Source organism: Streptomyces albidus (ex Kaewkla and Franco 2022) (assembly GCF_013870515.1).
Taxonomy (GTDB): domain Bacteria; phylum Actinomycetota; class Actinomycetes; order Streptomycetales; family Streptomycetaceae; genus Streptomyces; species Streptomyces albidus.
The window spans coordinates 25,575-40,779 of sequence record NZ_JACBXA010000007.1 but is presented as its reverse complement, the minus strand read 5'-3'; the positions used below and the strand labels follow the sequence as shown (position 1 = coordinate 40,779).

14 protein-coding genes are annotated in these 15,205 nt (G+C 69.3%); 6 read left to right on the top strand and 8 right to left on the bottom strand.

What is annotated here, in order from left to right; translation table 11 throughout:
- Positions 1-663: 663 nt before the first annotated feature.
- Together H5J26_RS02835 and H5J26_RS02830 are read right to left on the bottom strand one after the other, a co-directional pair.
- Positions 664-2,271, bottom strand: coding sequence for a transporter (locus H5J26_RS02835; protein WP_181764048.1), 1,608 nt, complete (start codon positions 2,269-2,271; stop codon positions 664-666).
- A complete protein-coding gene (locus H5J26_RS02830; protein ID WP_181764047.1) occupies positions 2,268-3,119 on the bottom strand; it encodes an ABC transporter ATP-binding protein in 852 nt (283 codons plus the stop codon). Before H5J26_RS02830 ends, H5J26_RS02835 begins: the two co-directional genes overlap by 4 nt.
- Before the next feature lie 336 nt (positions 3,120-3,455).
- On the opposite strand from H5J26_RS02830, the gene H5J26_RS02825 reads away from it, so the two are divergent.
- The 3 genes from H5J26_RS02825 (at position 3,456) to H5J26_RS02815 (ending at position 6,849) form a co-directional block, all read left to right on the top strand.
- Complete coding sequence (locus H5J26_RS02825) at positions 3,456-5,021, top strand: FMN-binding glutamate synthase family protein (RefSeq protein ID WP_309237751.1); 1,566 nt, start codon at positions 3,456-3,458, stop codon at positions 5,019-5,021.
- Between the two features lie 282 nt (positions 5,022-5,303).
- Positions 5,304-6,104, top strand: a complete 801-nt coding sequence (locus H5J26_RS02820) for an aminoglycoside adenylyltransferase domain-containing protein (protein ID WP_309237750.1) — start codon at positions 5,304-5,306, stop codon at positions 6,102-6,104.
- A 331-nt stretch (positions 6,105-6,435) separates the two neighbouring features.
- On the top strand, positions 6,436-6,849 hold the full coding sequence (locus H5J26_RS02815; RefSeq protein ID WP_181764045.1) for a GFA family protein: 414 nt from the start codon (positions 6,436-6,438) through the stop codon (positions 6,847-6,849).
- A gap of 100 nt (positions 6,850-6,949) precedes the next feature.
- Here H5J26_RS02815 and H5J26_RS02810 read toward each other — a convergent pair whose 3' ends face one another.
- Positions 6,950-7,195 (bottom strand): DUF1622 domain-containing protein, encoded by a 246-nt coding sequence (locus H5J26_RS02810; protein WP_181764044.1) that lies wholly within the window; start codon positions 7,193-7,195, stop codon positions 6,950-6,952.
- A 1-nt stretch (position 7,196) separates the two neighbouring features.
- Complete coding sequence (locus tag H5J26_RS02805) at positions 7,197-7,625, bottom strand: DUF1622 domain-containing protein (protein ID WP_181764043.1); 429 nt, start codon at positions 7,623-7,625, stop codon at positions 7,197-7,199.
- Between the two features lie 289 nt (positions 7,626-7,914).
- Here H5J26_RS02805 and H5J26_RS02800 point away from each other — a divergent pair, with 289 nt between their 5' ends.
- Positions 7,915-8,265: a VOC family protein gene (locus H5J26_RS02800; protein ID WP_181764042.1), complete on the top strand. Its 351-nt coding sequence runs from the start codon at positions 7,915-7,917 to the stop codon at positions 8,263-8,265.
- A 43-nt stretch (positions 8,266-8,308) separates the two neighbouring features.
- Here the strand turns inward: H5J26_RS02800 and H5J26_RS02795 are convergent, their stop codons facing one another.
- Genes H5J26_RS02795 through H5J26_RS02785 form a run of 3 tightly spaced genes read right to left on the bottom strand, consistent with a single transcriptional unit; the run spans position 8,309 to position 10,319 of the window.
- Positions 8,309-8,647 (bottom strand): dihydrofolate reductase family protein, encoded by a 339-nt coding sequence (locus tag H5J26_RS02795; RefSeq protein ID WP_181764041.1) that lies wholly within the window; start codon positions 8,645-8,647, stop codon positions 8,309-8,311.
- Between the two features lie 22 nt (positions 8,648-8,669).
- Complete coding sequence (locus tag H5J26_RS02790; RefSeq protein ID WP_181764040.1) at positions 8,670-9,038, bottom strand: MmcQ/YjbR family DNA-binding protein; 369 nt, start codon at positions 9,036-9,038, stop codon at positions 8,670-8,672.
- A gap of 51 nt (positions 9,039-9,089) precedes the next feature.
- Positions 9,090-10,319: an acyltransferase gene (locus H5J26_RS02785; protein ID WP_309237749.1), complete on the bottom strand. Its 1,230-nt coding sequence runs from the start codon at positions 10,317-10,319 to the stop codon at positions 9,090-9,092.
- 63 nt (positions 10,320-10,382) lie between these two features.
- On the opposite strand from H5J26_RS02785, the gene H5J26_RS02780 reads away from it, so the two are divergent.
- Positions 10,383-10,556: a hypothetical protein gene (locus H5J26_RS02780; protein ID WP_181764039.1), complete on the top strand. Its 174-nt coding sequence runs from the start codon at positions 10,383-10,385 to the stop codon at positions 10,554-10,556.
- Positions 10,553-11,539 (top strand): hypothetical protein, encoded by a 987-nt coding sequence (locus tag H5J26_RS02775; RefSeq protein ID WP_181764038.1) that lies wholly within the window; start codon positions 10,553-10,555, stop codon positions 11,537-11,539. The genes H5J26_RS02780 and H5J26_RS02775 overlap by 4 nt, the downstream gene beginning before the upstream one ends.
- 33 nt (positions 11,540-11,572) lie before the next feature.
- Here H5J26_RS02775 and H5J26_RS32370 read toward each other — a convergent pair whose 3' ends face one another.
- Complete coding sequence (locus tag H5J26_RS32370; RefSeq protein WP_419183746.1) at positions 11,573-15,205, bottom strand: SpoIIE family protein phosphatase; 3,633 nt, start codon at positions 15,203-15,205, stop codon at positions 11,573-11,575.

The following is a 15,205-nucleotide window of genomic DNA, read 5'->3' as shown; positions in this document are numbered from 1 at the left end:
GACTGCGGCCTCGGCCTGCCCACGGGACTGCACAGCGAGAGGTTGCCTCCTTCGCTTGTGCGACTGCTGCCGGCTCCCGCCCCCGGAGCCGTCGTCGCGCTGGGCCCCTCGACGACGAGGAGTTGGCCCCGCCCTGGATCCCCCAGGCAGAGACGATCTTGATCGCAACGCCGGTGAGCTCCAGGCCCATCCTCACGCCCCGTGGCTGTACGACCGTCTGGCCGGCGTATGCACCCTCGTCGTGGCACTGACGGGAGGATGGTTCGTCTGGGACGAACACTGGAGTGAACAGGCCGACGAAAAGGGCCGGTTGAAGAGCGGGTCGGCCTGGAAAGACCCGCCTCGCCCTCGCCGACGGTCGCGACGTCGAGCTGGAGTACGGAGAACGCGGCCTGACCGAACGCCATCATGGAGCCGCCCGCAGCGCTCTGATGGCGTTCGGTAGAGCGCTGCGGGCGGCTCCATGTCCAAGCCCCGACTGCTCTTTCGCAGCGAGGAGGTGGACTGCGGTGGTTCCGCGCACCTGAGTTGGCGTTCCTCCGAAGGCTTCTCCGACCCGGAAGGGGCCAAAAAGTAGCCCTGCAGGGGCACTTCGGACTCCTGCGAACGCGGAGAGCCGGGTCCTCCCGGCTGGGAGGACCCGGCTCGTGGCCGCCCTGCGGCTCAGCCCCTGCTGACCGCCGCGAGGATCTCCGGTAGACGCGCTGACACCCGCGGAGCCGCCACCCGCAGAGCGAGGGCGGGCGCGGCGGCGCCGTAGAGGATGCCGAGCGGCAGCAGAAGCCAGAACCACTCGTGCCCTCCTGAGAGGTGCAGCCAGATCGTCAAGGCGATCAACGGGGCGCAGAGCAGGACGCCGAGGGCCATGCCGCCGAAGATGCTGAGGTAGGCGAGGGAGCCCTGACCGGGGACGACGTTCTTGTAGCCGTTGTCCTGCGGGATGGAATACGGGAAGCGGTACGACGAGAAGACGCCGGTGGCCATCAGGACGCCGAGCACTCCAAGGGTCAGCCCCAGCAGTTCGGGAAGTACCCGCCACTCCCCCAGGATCAACGTGTAGGCCACCGCCACAGCCGTGACGTAGGGCGTCGCGATGAGCGCGATGGCCAGTATCCGGCCGCGCATCTCGACGTACGCCTCACGTGGGGAGGAGATCGTCGAGGCCACGATCCAGAAGGCCGAGTGGTCCTGCCCGAACTGGTTGTACATCTGGATGCCGAGCAGTCCCGCCGCCCAACAGGCGTTGTAGACGCTGCCGTTGCCCTGAGCAGCGAAGACGGCGGGCAGCAGCGCGCCGACGCCGAGCGAGGACGCCCAGCCCACTTTCGTCTTCGGGTCCCGCCAGGCATAGCGCAGGGTACGGAGCATCACGGCGCCCGTACGGTCCTGCGGCAGGAGCCCGGCAAGCCCCTTGCCGGAGCCGGATCCGCGGGTCTTCTCCGGCGCCGTGGCCGCCTGGACCGTCGAGGCGTCCGGCGAGGTCATCAGCCGGTTGAGGCTGCGATGCCACCACCACAGCAGCGCGAGGAGCGCGGCAGCGGACAGGACGATCTGGACGAGCGCCGTGCCGTACGCACCGTCTCCCGCGGCCTGCACCGCGGCCACGGCGGAGGCGGGCGGAAGCCAGGCCAGCACGTCCGCCACGGGCTCGAGCGTCGAGAGTCCGCCCGGTGCGCCAAGTCGCTGAACACCCAGGTTGAGCAGCTGAATTCCGACGGCGATGATCAAGCCGCTCAGCAGGGCCAGGTCACGGCCCCGGCGGCTGGAGAGCAGGCGGACGTTGACGGCGGCCACCGCACGCGCCAGGGCAACGCACACGAGGATCATCAGCGGCATGGCGATCACCGCGGTCACCGCCCCCGCGACGCCCTGCGCGAGTGCGAGGACCGCGCCCAGCGCGAGCAGCACGGTGAACAGCGGGCCGATGCCGACGAGGGACGCGGTCAGCAGCGCCGGCATGAGCTGCCGGGCCCTCAGGGAGAGCATGACCAGCCGGGTCGGGTCGAGGGTCTCGTCTCCACCGGGGAAGAACAGCGGCATCACGGCCCAGCCCAGCGCCGTCACTGCGGCGAGCGGGATGACGGCCGCGGCGACGTGCTCGTTGCCGCGCAGCAGGATGAGCCCCAGGAGCTGGCTCGCGCCGAGCAGCAGCACGAGCACTATGGAGATGACGAACGCGGCGGTGCGGCCGGATGACTGGCGCAGACCGTTGCGCAGGAGGGACAGCTTGATTCGTACGAACGTCCAGGTGACGGACTGCGGTTCACTCACAGGGCGCCGCCGCCCGGGACCTTGCTGCCACCGCCGAGCCAGTCGAGACCGTCCCCCGCGGCGGCGCGCTCGCGCGCACCGACGAGTTGCAGGAACGCCTCGTGGAGGGACTCCGCAGAACCCACGACGTCCGCGAGCGGCCCGTGGGCGCGGATGCTGCCGCCGGCCAGGACGGCCACCCACTCGCACAGCGACTCCACCAGCTCCATCACGTGGCTGGAGAAGACGACTGTGGCGCCGGAGGTGGTGTAGCGCTCGAGCACGCTGCGAATGGTCTCGGCGGAGACCGGGTCGACGCCCTCGAACGGCTCGTCGAGGAAGAGCACTTCGGGGTTGTGCAGCAGCGCCGCGGCGAGACCGATCTTCTTGCGCATGCCGGTCGAGTAGTCGACGACGAGCTTGTGCTGGGCGCCGACCAGGTCGAGGGTGTCGAGCAGTTGCGTGGTTCGCCGCTCCACCTCGTCGCGGGGGAAGCCGCGCAGCGCGCCGAGGTAGCTGAGGAACTCACGCCCCGACAGCCTCTCGAACAGGCGCAGCCCCTCCGGAAGCACCCCGATGCGGGACTTGACGTCGACCGGGTCGCGCCACACGTCTCGCCCGGCCACCTCGACGGTGCCGGAGTCCGGGCGCAGCAGGCCGGTGATCATGGAGAGGGTGGTGGTCTTGCCGGCGCCGTTCGGGCCGACCAGCCCGACGAACTTCCCCGCCGGGATGTCCAGATCGATGCCCCCGACCGCCACGTGATCGCCGAACTGCTTCCGCAGCCCCCGCACTCGCACCGCAGCCGCGGGCTCCCGGCGGTCGGTGCCGTCGAGCTGCTGCTGTGGATCGTGCACTGTCACAGCCATGCCTTTCGTCGTCCTTCGCGGGCGCTCGAGGGAAGCTCCTGCCTGGGCCGGCCGTCGGACCAGGCCCGGCTCTGGTGTCTCAACCCCGTGGTCTGCCGGATCTCGATGCCCCTGGTTGACCATGAGTATCCATACGCGTCTCAGGAGGTGGAACCACTTCCGAGGACTCGATGCCCGACTGGTGCCGGAGCGTTGCGGCGGTCGCGCTGCTGGTGATGTCCGGCGAGCTCACCGGGACGAGCACGCCCCCAGGACGGTCGATCGTCTGAACCGTTGTCATGGGGCTCTGCCACTCACTCGTCCGGGTTAGTCTCCAGTGTGATCAGACTTGCCTGGGTGACGGTTCTCGCGGCCATTTCCCTCGCGGTGACCGGGTTCGCCGTGCTCGTCTCGTCATGGTGGTGGATTCCGGCCGTGGTCCTGCTGGCGCTCGCCACAACGGGCGTGCACGACCTCCTCCAGCGACAGCACTCGGTGCTCCGCAACTATCCCGTGCTCGGCCATGTGCGGTTCCTGCTGGAGAGCATCCGCCCGGAACTGCAGCAGTACTTCATCGAGCGCAACTACGACGGCCGTCCCTTCGACCGCGACGTGCGCAGCATGGTCTACGAGCGTTCCAAGGGCACCGCCGCGGAGGAAGCGTTCGGTACGGAACGGGACGTGTATGCCGACGGCCATGACTTCCTGGTGCCCTCGATCGCGCCCCGGCCTGTGCCGGAGGCGGTGCCCACGGTGCGGATCGGCGGTCCCGGCTGCACGAAGCCCTATGACATGGCGCTGCTGAACGTCTCGGCGATGAGCTTCGGCTCGCTCTCGGCCAACGCGGTCCTGGCCCTCAATCGCGGTGCCGCGCTGGGCGGCTTCGCGCACGACACGGGGGAGGGCGGGCTGTCCGAGTACCACTTGCGGCACGGCGGCGACCTGGTGTGGGAGATCGGCACCGGCTACTTCGGCTGCCGCACCGAGGACGGCGGCTTCGACCCTGCCCAGTTCGCGGAGAAAGCCGCGCTCGATCAGGTCAAGTGCGTCTCCTTGAAGCTGTCCCAGGGTGCCAAGCCCGGGATCGGAGGGGTGCTGCCGGGCGAGAAGGTCAACGCCGAGATCGCTCGTGTGCGAGGCTCGCCCAAGGGCGAGACCGTCGTCTCTCCGCCCTACCACAAGGTCTTTTCCACACCGCGTGAGCTGGTGCGTTTCATCGCGCGCATGCGGGAGCTGGCCGGCGGCAAGCCGACCGGACTCAAACTGTGCGTCGGCTCCCGGCGCGAGGTGCTGGCCTTGTGCAAGGCCATGCTGGACGAGGACGTCACGCCGGACTTCGTCGTCGTCGACGGGTCCGAGGGAGGCACAGGCGCCGCGCCGCTCGAATTCGCGGACCACCTCGGTCAGCCACTGAGCGAGGGCCTGCTGACGTTGCACAACGCGCTGGCCGGCACCGGTCTGCGGGGGCGGATACGCCTCGGCGCGAGCGGCAAGATCGCCACCGGCTCCGACATGGTCAAGCGTCTGATCCAGGGGGCCGACTACACCAACTCCGCCCGGGCCATGATGTTCGCCGTGGGATGCATCCAGGCACAGCGCTGCCACACCAACACCTGCCCCACCGGCGTCACCACCCACGACCCGCGCCGTGCGAGGGCCCTCGACGTCGGCGACAAGGCGCCTCGGGTCCACCGCTTCCAGCGCGCCACCGTGGAGAGCGCCATGAAGATCATGGCCGCCATGGGAGTCGACGGTCCGCATGAGCTGCGTCCGCACATGTTGCGACACCGGATCGACCCCGCCACCATCCGCTCCAGCGACGAGCTCTTCGAACGGCTCGCATCGGGAGAGCTGCTGGAGAGCCCTCCGGCGGACTGGGCAGCCGACTGGAAGTCGGCAGACCCTGACCGCTTCGCCCCCTGAAGCCCCGGGCTGAAGGGCCTCCGGGGCTCGCCACGTCCTCTGCGTCCTCTGCGACATGGCACTGGCGCCGAGGCCGGTCGGGGCGCGACGTAGGACGCTGGCAGCATCGCCGGCCGCCGCTCCGAGACGGGCGGCGGGCTTGCTGGCCGCTCTCACAACCTGCGGTGAGATCACCTCCGTTGGGCCTGGCGGCGGGGAGCTCGGTGGGTGCGGAAGCCGTGGCGTGCGCGGGCAGGCACCACCCTCGTTCCCGGTCCTGATCACAGCGTGGATACTGGGCGCGTGATCCCCACCCCTGACGGGCGGCAGGCCCTCCCCGCCGCACTGCGTTCCTACCTCGAAGAACTCGTTGCCCGGGCGGAATCGGTGTGCGGGGCTCATCTGGTGAGTGTCGTCGCGGTCGGTTCTCTCGCCCTGGACGACTACCGGCAGGGGCGCAGCGATGTCGATGTGACGGTCGTCGTGGACTCCTCATCGCCCGGTGCGGCCCTTCACGACCTGGCCGGTGCCCTCAGCCACCCACATCTGCACTGCCCGGCACCCGGCTTGGAACTCGTCGTCTACGAAGAGGGCTTCGCGGGCCGCCCCTCCGGCGAGGCCGGGTATCTGCTGGATCTCAACACCGGCCCGATGCTCGCGAACAAGGCAAGCTTCGACCCGGCGGAGTCCCCGGGGTTCTGGTACGTCATCGACCGTTCCGTCGCCCACCAGGCCGGGTTCACGCTGTTCGGCCGTCCCGCGCGTGACGTGATCGCCACACCGGAGCGCCCTGAACTGCTCGCCGCGATCAGCGCTTCCATCCGTGAGCACAGCGACGGCGAGGGCCACCTGGCGGACAACCGGGTGCTCAACGGCTGCCGCTCCGTGGCGTATTGCCGTACGGGGCGCTGGATGGCCAAGCGCCATGCGGCCGAGGAAGTCGCCGGGGCGGAGAAGGACTTCCGACCGCTCATCGAGGCCGCGGTGCGCAGCTTCGAGCGCCCCCGCTCCTCCCCGATTCCCCTGCCCAGCGGTGAAGTTCAGGCCTTCCTCGCCCGGGTACGAGAACGCGTCGAGGAGACCGCCCGGGAGACGGAGACCTGAGCGGGACGCCCGACGACGTGGTGAGGCTCGCGCGGCACAGCGCCGTCCGGGCCGATGCGCAGAGCGGCTGGACGCAAGGGTAGAGGGGCGCGCCCCTCCGACCGGGGCGCCATCGGCCACGGCCTCCCCTCAACTGCCCCCGGGCCGCCGCCCGTTGAAGGGACCTGTAGTGCCCCCCGCCAGGAGTCGTTCCGGCGCCGGGTCGTTCACCGCGACGAGTGAACATGCTCCCGCCTGCGTGGCCCCGGGGCCCCTGACACCGGTCGTCGATCCCGGTCAGGTAGCACACTGACACTCCCAACCACCCTTTTCATCAAGGGAGATGCTTGAGATGACCGGACCGAGTTCCGCCCCCGAGCTGCGGACGGGTCGCTGCCAGTGCGGCGACATCGCTTACGAGGTGACCGGCACCCCGGACGACCCCCACGCATGCTCCTGCGAGCACTGCACGCTCATCTCCGGCTCACCGGCCATGGCGTGGGTCGGGTTCCGCAAGGAGGAGTTGAACTGGACCGGCCCCGGAGGCGAGCCGACCTGGTACGCGTCCTGGCCCACCCTGCAACGCGGCTTCTGTCCACGCTGCGGTACCCACCTCGCCTCCGTCGCAGAGGACTCGGCGATGATGATGGTGACGATCTTCAGCCTCGATGAGCAGGGCGGCCTTGAGCCCGTCGGCCACAGCTTCCGCCAGGTCGCCGCGCCCTGGTTGACCATCACTCTCGCCCCCGACCCGCTCCTCCAGTAGCGCCACCCGCGCCGCTCCCCCGCCCGCACAGCAGCGGCCGGGATCCGGGCCTGGGGCGCCTCAACCCGCACAGCCGACGGGACGCATCAAGAGGTCCCGCTCATGCTGTGCTCTTCTCGGCGACACCGAAAGCGGCGACCTTACGGACGGCGATGATGGCGACCGTCAGCAAGATGCTGCTCCAGGACGGATCACCCGCGAGGCGGATCAGCCCGGCCGCCATGAAGAAGTCCAGGAGCATCGGCAGGGCGGAGCGGATGCTGCGCGTGGTCGCGTAGGCCGCCAGGAAGGTCACGACGCCGACTGCGGTGACCAGCAGGGCGGCCGCCTCGATCGCCGCCTTCACCCTACGGAGCCTTTCGCCCGCCGGGGCCGACGGGCGCGTCCTGCTGTGGGCCCTGCTCTGCCTCGCGTTCAAGCGCGGCGCGTTCATGGGCGATCTCACGGCCCAGGAAGTAGTTGAGGGCCGTCCGGATGGCGGCGATCGCGGCGAGCTGTCCGATCTCGGTGAAACTGGGTGCCACCGCGGTACGAAGCACGTCGCCCGCCAGCTGGAACTCGAGTCCCAGCACGAGAAACCTGCCCAGCGTCAGCCGGATCCGGTTGAAGCCGCTCACCTGCCCCCTGCCACGCACCAGCGCCGCGATGAAACGGGCGAACGCCCAGACCGCCCCGACGAAAATGATCAGCGCGCCTGCGGTCTCCACCACACGTACGAGGACGCCGATCGCCTCACGCAGACCCGACTCCGGCAGTACCTCCCACGAAAGGATCATGCCCATGGGTTACCCGTCGGCCGGAGTCGCTGTCACCGAGCGCCGTCAGGCCCTCCCAATGGCAGACACCGGGCGACGGGCACGAGCGTGCTGGTGGGCCGTGGCGACGGGCGCGAGCGTGCTGGTGGGCAGAGGCGGTGGGCGAGTCAGCCGCCGCGCCCCAGCCGGGGCACGCAGTGCTCACACGTGAACGCCTGTTCCACGGAAGCGGGAAGAGCGCGGCGATGAGAAACCAGCACCGGCGATGTCAGTACGGCGTGAACGCACATCCGAGTGAACGGAGTTCGCCATGATCTTCTCGCACGTGCTCGCAGTCGCTCCGGTTCGCGACATCGAGGTCGCCGTGAGCTGGTACGAACGCCTCATGGGCCGCCGGCCGGACACCAGGCCGATGCCGGGGCTGGCCGACTGGCACGTGGCACCGAGCGGCTGGGTCCAGGTCTTCGAATCGCCGGAGCACGCGGGGTCGACACTCCTGAACCTCGCCGTCGACGACCTGGACGAGACCTTGGTGGAGCTCGCGGAGCGGAGCATCGAGCCCGGTGACGTCCAACTGGGCGCCCAGCAGGTCCGGTTCGCGGCTGTGCACGATCCGGACGGCAACCGCATCACGCTGATCGAGAGCCCCGTCGCGTCGTAGCGTCAGATCACCGCGGTCTCCGTAAGGCGGGGCCCCAGTACCCTCAGCCGGCCGCATCAGCGGGCTGGTACGCGGCGACGATCACGCCGGTGCCGGTGACCGTGGACTCCACCAACCGGAACACGGACCGTTCCAAGCCGGGTTCGGAAAACAGGCGGCGTCCCGAACCGAGGACCAGTGGATGGATCAGAAGGACGAACTCGTCGATGAGGCCGTGCGGCAGCAGCGACCGGACCAGCACTCCGCTGCCGAACACGATCAGGTTCTCGTCCAGTTCCTCCTTCAGCCGGGCGACGGCATCCGCAGCGTCGCCCTTGAGGAGCGGCCGGGTCCGCCGCGGCTCTTCACCCTCTACACGAACGACGTCCCACCGAATCGACACGGCTTCGGACTCAGAAGGAGGCTCAGCGCGCCCCCGGGCCCTCACCGGAATCGAGGTCGCCGAAAGCGTCCAGCAGACGGGAAGGGGCGGCCTGCTTCCAGGAATCGACGAGGATGTCGCGCATCTCGTCACGATCCTCAAGTGCAGCGATACGGACGCGCACCCAGTGGGTTCCTGCCTCGTGCGGCGGAACCCAGAACTTCTCCGGCTCCGCCGCGATCAGTTCGGTCCTCTCGTGCTTGGGGCAGCGCACGGCGAACGACGTCTCATCGTCGGGGACCGTGATGAACATCTTGCCGGCGACGCGGAACGTGGGCATGCTCCACGCTTCCTTCTCCACTGTCTCCGGCAAGGACAGCGCGATACTGCGGACGTCCTCTGAGTCGAGCATGGCACCAACCTATGGCGGCCGGGGGCACGCTCTCGCACAGCGGGGCAGTGATCACCCACTCCTACGTGCCAGCTTCCGGCCCCATCCCTGCCCGGGTACTTCGATGCACCGGTAGGTAACCATGCACAGCGGCAGCAGCACGGCGAGGAAGCCCAGTTCGAGGAGAAGCCTGTCGTGTTCCGGACGGCCGGCCATCGTGCCGACGACCGACAGCAGCACCGGGTGCAGCAGATAGATCGAGTAGCTGATCGTGCCCAGTCCGGTCAGCCAACGCGGCACACGCCCGTGGCGCACTGCCCGTGCGACCCGGAAGGTGAGCATGGCCAGCGCGAAGGCCACCATCCATCCACGGGCGTTGAAGGTGCCGTCACCGTAGGCAAAGGCGCAGACCAGGGCGCAGGAGAGCACGACAGTGGCGGCCCGGGCAGCGCTCCGGTCGGGGATCTGCGCGTGCTCGGCCCGGTAGACGGCGGTGCCCAGGAACATCACCGCGAGGATCACCAGGCCCTCCCAGGAGGGCACGGTGCCGTTGAAGACGACCAGAACGAGCGCGAGTACCGCGCCCAGGACGGCACCGCTCATGCGCAGTGAATTGTTGCGCGCGGCGGAGCAGCACACGGCCGCCACCAGGATCGTGGTGGCGGCGACGGTGAGCGGGACGGTGCCCAAGGCGACTGACAGCGCTGAGGGTTGCAGGGTGCCTGCGACCACGCCGGTGGCGGCTGCAAGTACGGCCAGTACCGCCAGAACGATGGCGACCGGGACCGACCTGCGGTGCCTGCGGAGGGTGAAGAGAGCGACGACGAGGAGGTAGAAGGCCACCTCGTAGGAGAGGGTCCACAGGACGATCAGGACGCTCTCGATGCCCAGGAGTTCCTGGAGCAGGGTGACGTGCGCGAGAACGGCCGCCACCAAGCCGGTCGGCGACGGGTCCGGTAGGTGCGTGTGGAGCTGGGCGTGGCCCGTCAGGTACGGCGCCATTACGGCGGCCACAGCAGTGATCCCCAGGGGGTACATGCGGAAGACGCGGCCGATCCAGAAAGCCCGGACGCTGCCCCGGCGCTCGAGCGAAGCGGGGATCACGTACCCGCTGACCAGGAAGAAGAGCATGACCCCGTAGCGGCCGCAGTCGAACCACGGCATCAGATTCCTGCGGAATTCAGGAAGGAAGGCCGAAGAGGAGTGGTCGAGGACCACCATCATCGCCGCGATGCCGCGAAGGGCGTCCAGCCAGTTCAGCCTCGACGGGGCGGCGGATGCGGGTGCCGTCCGAGGTGGCACGGAGACCGGGCGCTTCGCGCGCCCGGGGGGCGTGGGAGATCGCTGCGAGGCCGAACCGGCGACATGCGCACGGTAGTAGCGGAGCGGGCGACCGCCGGTCGGCTGCGCCGCTACTACCGGCTGACCGACACGGGCGCCAGCCGACTCGAGGTCGAAGTCGAACGGATGCGCGCCAACGCCACGATCGCCACCGCAAGACTCCGCGGGCGGCACGGCCTGGCCGGAGGGACGGCATGAGCACGTTGGAGCACCGCTACCGCCGGCTGATGCGCGTCTATCCGCGGCCTCATCGCCACGTGCACGAGGAGGAGATGCTGGCCGTGCTGCTCGCCTGTGCCGCTCCTGGTCAGCAACGGATCACTTGGGCCGAGCGGATCGATCTGGTCCGCGGCGGCCTGAAGGTCCGCTGGAGGCACCTGCAGAGCGCCTTCGGCCAGGAATGGAGCGACGCGCTGGCGGTGGTGAGCCTCATAGCACCGCTGCTCATGCTCGCCTGCAGCCCGAACCCCATGATCGCGGTGGTGGCCGACGGAGACTTCGACCCTCGGGGACTCGACGGGGTCCCCTTCGATCCGACACGGATACTGGTCAGCCTCTACGTCGTCGGCTGGACCATCGTGACCGTGGCGGGCTTGGCGGGGAAGCGGTGGGCTTCCGCAGCCACAGCCGCAGCTCTCGCCGTCATGGCGCTGGGCTTCCGCATCTCTGACGTCGTGAACGGCTACTGGAGCGACATGCTCGACCCGCCGCTGCTGCTCACCGGGCTGATCGCCGCCATATCGCTCATCGCCTCGCCGGGACCGCGACGAGGCGCCCAACTCATCGGTGTGCGCGGCACTCTGCTCGCGGTCACCGGGGTGGCACTGCTCTTCGCCTTCAACAGCATGCCCTACAGTGCGCAGGATCCCTACGTGGGTCTGCTTCCCTATCTGCTTCTCGTCCTTGCGATGTTCGGACGGTCGGCGCTGCAACTGCGGGTCGCCGCCCTGCTCGTGCCGCACGTGGCAGGTGCGGCCACCTTCATCGGAGGTGCGGAGACGGGGCTGTTCACAACGGAGACGGACGGAGTGCCCGCCCTCATGTATGACGAGGCGTACTACTCGTCCTACGCGGTCGCCGTGCTGAGCCTGCTGCTTCTGGTCCTACGAGCACGTGCCGCCGGCGCGCCCGCCCGCGGCACGAGCACTCCTCATGACCGCAACCTGATCGCCCCGGGCTAGGGCGCCCGCAGAACCCGTCCGGGGCGGCGCCGGTCAGCTGCCACGCGTCCCGGGCGGCACCGTCTGTTCGGCCCAGATGACCTTGCCGTCCTTGATGTAGCGCGTGCCCCAGCGCTCGGCCAGCTGGGCCACGAGGAACAGGCCGCGTCCGCCCTCGTCCATGCTGGCCGCGTAGCGCAGATGCGGCGAGGTGCTGCTGTGGTCGAAGACTTCGCAGAAGAGCGTGCGGTCGCGGAGCAGCCGGACGTTGATGGGCCCTGTGCCGTGGCGCATAGCGTTGGTGATCAGCTCGCTGAGGATCAGCTCCGTGGTGTCCACGAGCTCCTCCAGCCCCCACTCCGCGAGGAGTTCGGAGACGGCGCCGCGCACGCGGCGAACGGCGGCGGGGTCCGACTCCAGGTCCCACTCGGCGACCTGCCCGGCAGCCAGCCCGCGCGTACGGGCGACGAGCAGTGCGATGTCGTCGCTCTGGACGTCCGGCAGCAGGGCGTCCAGCAAGGCGTCGCAGGTCTCCTCCGGCGCCTGGTCCGCGCGCGCCAGAGTCTCGCGGAGCAGCAGGAGCCCGGTGTCGATGTCCTGGTCGCGGCGCTCGACGAGGCCGTCGGTGTAGAGGACGAGCCGGCTGCCCTCGGGAAGCGGCAACTCGGTTGACTCGAAGGGCAGTCCGCCGATGCCGAGTGGAAGGCCGGACGGTACGTCCAGGAACTCCACCGTGCCGTCGGGGTGTGTGAGCGCGGGCGTCGGGTGGCCGGCCCTGGCGATGGCACACGTGCGGGAGACGGAGTCGTAGACGGCGTACAGGCAGGTGACGCCTGTGATGGCCGTGTCGTCACCGGCCGCGACGGCGTCCTGGTCGATGCGGGTGACCAACTCGTCGAGGTGGCCGAGGAGTTCGTCGGGCGGCAGATCCAGGGAGGAGAAGTTGTGCACGGCGGTGCGCAGCCTGCCCATCGTGGCGGCGGCATGCAGCCCGTGCCCGACGACGTCGCCCATGACCAGCGCGACCCGGGCGCCCGGCAGCGGGATGACGTCGAACCAGTCGCCGCCGACCCCCTCCTGCGCGGGGAGGTACCGGGAGGCGACTTCGACCGCGTTCTGTTCGGGCAGCGCGCGGGGCAGGAGGCTCCGCTGCAGGGCCACGGCCATGCCGTGCTCGCGGGTGTAGCGGCGGGCGTTGTCGAGTGACACCGCGGCACGGGCGGCCAGTTCGGCCGCGAGGAAGAGATCGTCCTGCTCGAAGGGCTCGGGCTTCTCGGAGCGCCAGAAGTTGACGACGCCCAGCATCGTGCCGCGCGCGGGCAGCGGCGCCGTGATGAGCGAGTGGATTCCGTATTCGAGGATGCGGGCGGCCCGCGCGTGGTCCACCGCCTGCCACCCGGGGGAATCACCCAGACGGGGCACCAAAACCGCCTGCCCGCTCTCGAGGCTGCGGACCGTCGGCGAGGACGGCACGAAAGTGATCATGTCGCCGGTGTCGAAGAGCGGAGCGTCATCGCGGATGCCGCTGGATGCCAGGCGACGCATGCGCGTACCAACGCCGTCGGTGCTGACGCCGGTGCCGTTCGCCCCGTGTTCGTCACCACGCCGCACGGACTCGGCCAGGTCGACGGTGACGAAGTCGGCGACGCGCGGGACCGCGACCTGCGCCAGTTCCTCGGCCGTCTGGGTCACATCCAGGGTCGTGCCGATGCCCCCGGTCGCGTCGTAGAGCAACTTCAGCCGCCGCCGCACCAGTTCGACCCGTTGCGACGCCTCACCGATCATCTCCATGACGTCGTCGGTGCCGATGTGCTCCTCTCCGGCAACCGCGTCGACCGCAAGCCGCGCGGACGCGGCGCCGACCGAACCGGCGAGCTGGGCTTCCGCGAAATGGGCCAGCTCCGGGGCCGCTTCGGATGCCGACGACTCGGGGCTTCTTCCCGGGTAGGAGCTCATGGCCCGCTGAGCGCCGTCCCTCCCGAGGAAGCGCTCGAGCAGCGCTTCCAGCTCACCGACCGTGGCACGGGACTGCCAGCGGCGCCGCTCCCTGACGGGCTCCGCGAGGACCTCGACGAACTGCATGGCCTGCACCCGCTCAGCGGCGTCCGGCCTGCCGGCGAGTGAGACCACGACGTATCCGCCGATGTTCAGAAGTGCGCTCCAGAACATCGCGTGGCTGATCGAGTCCATTCCCGACAGACCGAACAGGTGCTCCGGCCGGAGCAGCTCGATCCCGAGCGGACCGTCACGTACGAACGAGGCAGGCAGCAACCCGGCGTCGGCGAAGATCGGCAGCAGCAGCGTGTACGCCCATACCGCGAACCCCGCCAGCAGGCCGACGAGCACGCCCCGGCGGGTGCCGCCCTTCCAGAACAGGCCGCCCAGGATCGCGGGCGCGAACTGTGCCACCGCTGCGAACGACACCGTGCCGATCGATCCCAGCGCCGGCCCCTCGCCGGCGAGCCGGAAGTAGGTGTAGCCGAGCAGCAGCACCAGCACGATGGTCGCCCTGCGAATGCCCAGCACCAGCCGTGCGACGTCGGCCCGGTGCGCCAGCCGGGACCTGGTGTGCAGCAGAAGCGGCATCACCAGTGAGTTCGACACCATCGTGCTGAGCGCGATCGTCTCGACCACGATCATGCTGGTGCCCGCACTGATGCCGCCGATGAAGACGAGCAGCGCGAGCACCTGGGGGCCTTCGGCCATCGGCAGGGCCAGGACATAGGTGTCGGCGTCGACGGTCTTGCCGAACTTCAGCAACCCGCCGGCCGCGATCGGAAGCACGAAGAAGGTGATCGCGAGCAAGTACAGCGGGAAGAGCCACATCGCCCGTTTGAGGTGCCCCTCGTCGACGTTCTCGACGACGATCATCTGCCACTGCCGGGGCAGCAGCACGATCGCCAGCATGGAGAGCACGTTGAGCCAGACCCATTCGCCGTAGCCGGTCTCCTCCCGCACCGTGAACAGCCCGGTGAGATCGGCGTCCGCGGCCTGGGAGAAGAGGTCACCGAACCCCCCGAACACCCAGAAGGACACGAAGATCCCGACCGCGAGGAACGTCACGAGCTTGACCACGGACTCGAACGCGACGGCGGCGACGATGCCCTCGTGGCGTTCAGTGGTGTCCAGGTGCCGGGTGCCGAAGAGGATGGTGAACGCGGCGAGCAGCAGCGCCACGTAGAACCCGGTGTCCTGGAACAGCGGGACGTTGCCCAGCTCCGAGGTGGAGGTGATGTCGGGATGCCGGCGAAGGATCTCGAAGGTGTTGGAGATCGCCTTCAGCTGCAGCGAGATGTAGGGAACGATCCCCACCACGGCGATGATCGTCACCAGACCGCCCAGTGCGGCGCTCTTGCCGTAGCGGGCGGAGACGAAGTCGGCCAGCGAGGTGATCCGGAGCCGCCGGCTGACGCGGATGATTCTGCGCAGCACCAGCCAGCCCAGCGCGAACATGAGCATCGGCCCCAGGTAGACCGACAGGAAGCCGACTCCGTCCGTGGCGGCCGTGCCCACGTTGCCGTAGAAGCCCCACGCGGTCTCGTACACCGCGAGGGACAGCGCGTAGATGGTGGCGTTGTTGATCACGCTTCGGCCGGTGTCCGCCCGCCGTTCGGCGAAAGAGGCCACAGCGAAGAGCAGACCCAGGTATCCCACCGAAATGACGACGATGACCCAGGTCTGGAGCAC